Source organism: Mesorhizobium sp. M2C.T.Ca.TU.002.02.1.1 (genome assembly GCF_003997225.1).
On sequence record NZ_RZTO01000582.1, the window covers coordinates 1 to 4,003 of the forward strand.

Consider the following 4,003-nt stretch of genomic DNA (forward strand, 5'->3'; position numbering starts at 1 on the left):
AGCTCGGAGGATGGGATGGCTATCCCAAGTCCAAGCCGCCAGGCCCTATTACCTTCCGCCACGGCCTTCAGTACTTCCAATCCATCGCACGTGGCTGGAGCCTACGAGATGTGTGAATCTCCTAGCCCACTTCGTGGGGCGAGGAACCTTGATCCTGCAACGCCGCCCTCCTCTACCCTGCCGGGCATCCCCGATAAGGGAGAGATTGGCTAGACGCCAATTGACAGCACCTTCCTCCTCTCCCATAAAACCACCGTTAATGTTCTCAGGGCGGGGTGAAAGTCCCCACCGGCGGTAAGGGTTTCGACCCAAGCCCGCGAGCGCCTTCCGGCAATCGGAAGGGTCAGCAGATCCGGTGCAATTCCGGGGCCGACGGTTACAGTCCGGATGGAAGAGAACGATCGCTAAAAGACGGTCCGCTCGCGCGGGCCGCGTTTTTGCGTCGTGCGTCCTGATTCTGGTTCGAAACGGAAGGAAGGACCCATGAATCAGCATTTTCTCAAAGACCATACTGCTCGTCGTGTCGCCGTCATCCGGGCGCGTTGGCATGCCGACATCGTCGACCAATGCGTGACGGCGTTCGAGGCGGAGCTTGCCGCGCTTGGCGGCTTTGCCGTCGAGATCTTCGACGTGCCGGGCGCCTACGAGATCCCGCTGCACGCCAAGACGCTTGCCGAGACGGGTCGCTATGCCGCGATCCTCGGCACCGCCTTCGTCGTCAATGGCGGCATCTACCGGCACGACTTCGTGGCGAGCGCCGTCATCGACGGCATGATGAACGTGCAGCTCGTGACCGGCGTGCCGGTGCTGTCGGCGGTGCTGACGCCGCACAACTACCATGACAGCGCCGAGCATCACCGCTTCTTCCATGAGCATTTCAGCGTGAAGGGCAAGGAAGCGGCGAAGGCCTGCGTCGAAATCCTCGCCGCGCGCGCACGTATCGCCGCCTGAACCGCTCCGCGAGCGGTGCATTGAAACTAAACCGATTTGGATTTCAGGACCGCAACTTGAGTGGTTGCGGTCCGCCGGAAATCCGGCCAGAAGCAGTCGGGTCGGGCCATGGCGCCTGACGTTGGTAACTTTGTGCCTGCAACCAGATACGGGAGACTATTCGTTGGCTCGCATCACACTGAGACAATTGCTCGACCATGCCGCCGAACACGGCTATGGCGTGCCTGCTTTCAACATGAACAATATGGAACAGGGGCTCGCCATCATGGAGGCGGCCGAGGAGACCAAGTCGCCGGTCATCCTGCAGGCCAGCCGCGGCGCGCGCGCCTACGCCAATGACGTGGTGCTGGCCAAGCTGATCGACGCGCTGGTCGAGATCCATCCCGACATCCCGGTCTGCATGCATCTCGACCACGGCAACAACGAAGCGACCTGCGTCACCGCGATTCAGTACGGCTTCACCTCGGTGATGATGGACGGCTCGCTGAAGGAAGACGGCAAGTCGCCGGCCGACTACGCCTACAATTCCGGGATCACGCGGCGCGTCGTCGACATGGCGCATTGGGGCGGCGTTTCGGTGGAAGGCGAGATCGGCGTGCTCGGCTCGCTGGAGAGCGGCGGCGGCGAGCAGGAGGACGGTCACGGCGTCGAGGGCGCGATCAGCCACGATCAGTTGCTGACCGATCCGGTGCAGGCCGAGCAATTCGTGCGCGACACCCATGTCGACGCGCTGGCGGTCGCCATGGGCACCAGCCACGGCGCCTACAAATTCTCGCGCAAGCCGGACGGCGCGGTGCTGGCGATGAATGTCATCGAGGAGATCCATCGCCGCCTGCCCAACATGCATCTCGTCATGCACGGCTCGTCCTCGGTGCCGGAGGAGCTGCAGGAGATCATCAACAAATATGGCGGCCAGATGAAGCCGACCTGGGGCGTGCCGGTGGAAGAAATCCAGCGGGGCATCAAGCACGGCGTGCGCAAGATCAACATCGACACCGACAACCGCATGGCGCTGACCGGCGCGATCCGCAAGGTGCTGACGGAGAACCCGAGCGAGTTCGATCCGCGCAAATATCTGACGCCGGCCATGGCGGCGATGAAGAAGCTCTGCAAGGAGCGCTTCGAGCAGTTCGGCACCGCCGGCAATGCGCCGAAGATCAAGCCGATCCCGCTGGCCGACATGGCCAAGCGCTACAAGTCGGGCAGCCTCGACCCGAAATTCGGCTGAGCCGATCACTCCCCGCGACCGGTTCGACGCCCGGTCGCGGATATCGCCTTGCCGAAACGCGGTGGAACTTCACGCCGACAAATCGGTTCCTGCTCAGACACCTTCCACACCCATCCAAGGGAAGGAGCAGGTCATGAGCAAGGATCGCGACGACGAAGGGCCGGTCTTCTCCGGACAGAATGCCCGGCAGGGCGAGATCATCCTGCGCACGCGCGCGCAGCGCATCATCTTCATCGCAGGGCTGGTCGGCATCGTGGTGCTGGCGCTGCTGGTCAGCCTCGCCGCCCATTGAGGGCCGTCCGCTGCCAGTGTGACAGGCGCGCCAGCCAAGGAACCATCCTGGCCGAGTATAGTTGAACGTGCCAGATGCAAATGAGGCGCGGCGAGCTACGTTGCCCTGATGACCGATGTTTGAGCCGCTTTGCTGCGACATGCCGCTTCATCCGACCTGGTCGGACCTTGTCGGGCGGTTGCTGCTCACGCTGCTGGCAGGCTTTCTCATCGGTCTGAACCGCGAGGCGCGCGGCCATTCCGCCGGGCTACGAACGACCATACTGGTCGGTTTGGCGGCCTGCGTGGCCATGATCCAGGCCAACATGCTTCTCGATCTCTCCGGCAAAGGGCCGGACTCGTTCGTGCGCATGGATGTGATGCGATTTCCGCTCGGGGTGCTCACCGGCGTCGGCTTCATCGGCGGCGGCGCGATTCTGCGGCGGGGCGATCTCGTCACCGGCGTCACCACCGCCGCCACGATGTGGATCATGACCATGATCGGCCTCGCCTTCGGCGGCGGCCAATATGGCCTCGGCGCGATCGCGACGGTGCTGACTCTGGTCACGCTGCAGGGGCTGAAATGGGTCGACCTCAAGATTTCGCGCGACCACAAGGCGATGCTTTCGGTTTCATGGCCGAACAGCTCGCCGCCCGACCTCCATGGCATGATACGGACACTCGGCTACGATGCCCGCCTCGTCGGCATGGAGCATGACACCATCGGCAACCGTTTCGTGTTTTCCTTCCAAGTCCGATGGAAGCAGCCGGATGCGGACCAGCCTTCGACCGACGTGCTGGGCGTGGTCGGCGAGCATTGCACGGTTGAGCGGTTCGAGGTGATCGGCGAAAAGCCCACCTGAGCAGGGTTCACACTGCCCTGTTTGCGCGCCGACGCGGGCCGCCGGAGGACAAGCCCAGCACTTCCATACCAGCCTGCTCGCTTTGTTGACCATGCTTCGAGTGGCGTGAACGTCGTTCATTTTTCTCTTGAACGCCGTTCACGATGTGCTATGGTGTGATCGTGAACAACGTTCAAAGTAATGTATCCGGCCTGAAACAGACCGGCGCCGATCCGGCTTAACGCTGAAACGAAAGGATCCTATCGATGCTCGCCGACAGCCACGCCCGCAAACAGTCAAGTGCCTGGAAGGCCTGGAGACCGGTCACGGACGACCGATTCCATGCGCCGAGAACAAGAAACAAATGGATTGGATTGGTTCGCAGTAACGAAGCTTAACCGCTTCCCGATAAACAAGGCTCAAACCGCGCAAGTGTCCGCTCAGTCCAACCGGATTGCCGGCCGGACTTGCCCAATGGAAATTGCCATGAACACCCATCTGATGATGTCGCGGCGCTTCGCGCCTCTCTTCTGGACGCAATTCCTCTCGGCCTTCAACGACAATTTCCTGAAGAACACGCTGGTGTTCCTCATTCTCTTCACCCTGGCGAAGGATCAGGCCGCGTCGCTGGTGACGCTGGCCGGCGCCATTTTCATGGCCCCCTTCCTGCTGCTTTCGGCGCTGGGCGGCGAGATCGCCGACCGCTTCGACA

Annotated in this window: 5 protein-coding genes and 1 riboswitch; all 5 genes read left to right on the top strand. The window is 62.2% G+C overall.

Annotation, left to right across the window (positions count from 1 at the left end):
* Positions 1 to 257: 257 nt before the first annotated feature.
* Positions 258 to 403, top strand: a riboswitch (FMN riboswitch).
* Between the two features lie 80 nt (positions 404 to 483).
* Complete coding sequence (locus EOD07_RS25365) at positions 484 to 951, top strand: 6,7-dimethyl-8-ribityllumazine synthase (RefSeq protein WP_127237369.1); 468 nt, start codon at positions 484 to 486, stop codon at positions 949 to 951.
* Positions 952 to 1,114: 163 nt separating this feature from the next.
* Positions 1,115 to 2,179, top strand: coding sequence for a class II fructose-bisphosphate aldolase (gene fba, locus EOD07_RS25370; protein WP_041005077.1), 1,065 nt, complete (start codon positions 1,115 to 1,117; stop codon positions 2,177 to 2,179).
* A 133-nt stretch (positions 2,180 to 2,312) separates the two neighbouring features.
* Positions 2,313 to 2,471, top strand: a complete 159-nt coding sequence (locus EOD07_RS25375; RefSeq protein ID WP_073989221.1) for a peptide ABC transporter permease — start codon at positions 2,313 to 2,315, stop codon at positions 2,469 to 2,471.
* A 139-nt stretch (positions 2,472 to 2,610) separates the two neighbouring features.
* Entirely contained in the window at positions 2,611 to 3,312 is a 702-nt protein-coding gene (locus EOD07_RS25380) for an MgtC/SapB family protein (protein ID WP_245470472.1), read from the top strand.
* 465 nt (positions 3,313 to 3,777) lie between these two features.
* On the top strand, positions 3,778 to 4,003 hold a 226-nt coding region (locus EOD07_RS25385), incomplete at its 3' end, for a hypothetical protein (protein ID WP_164772511.1).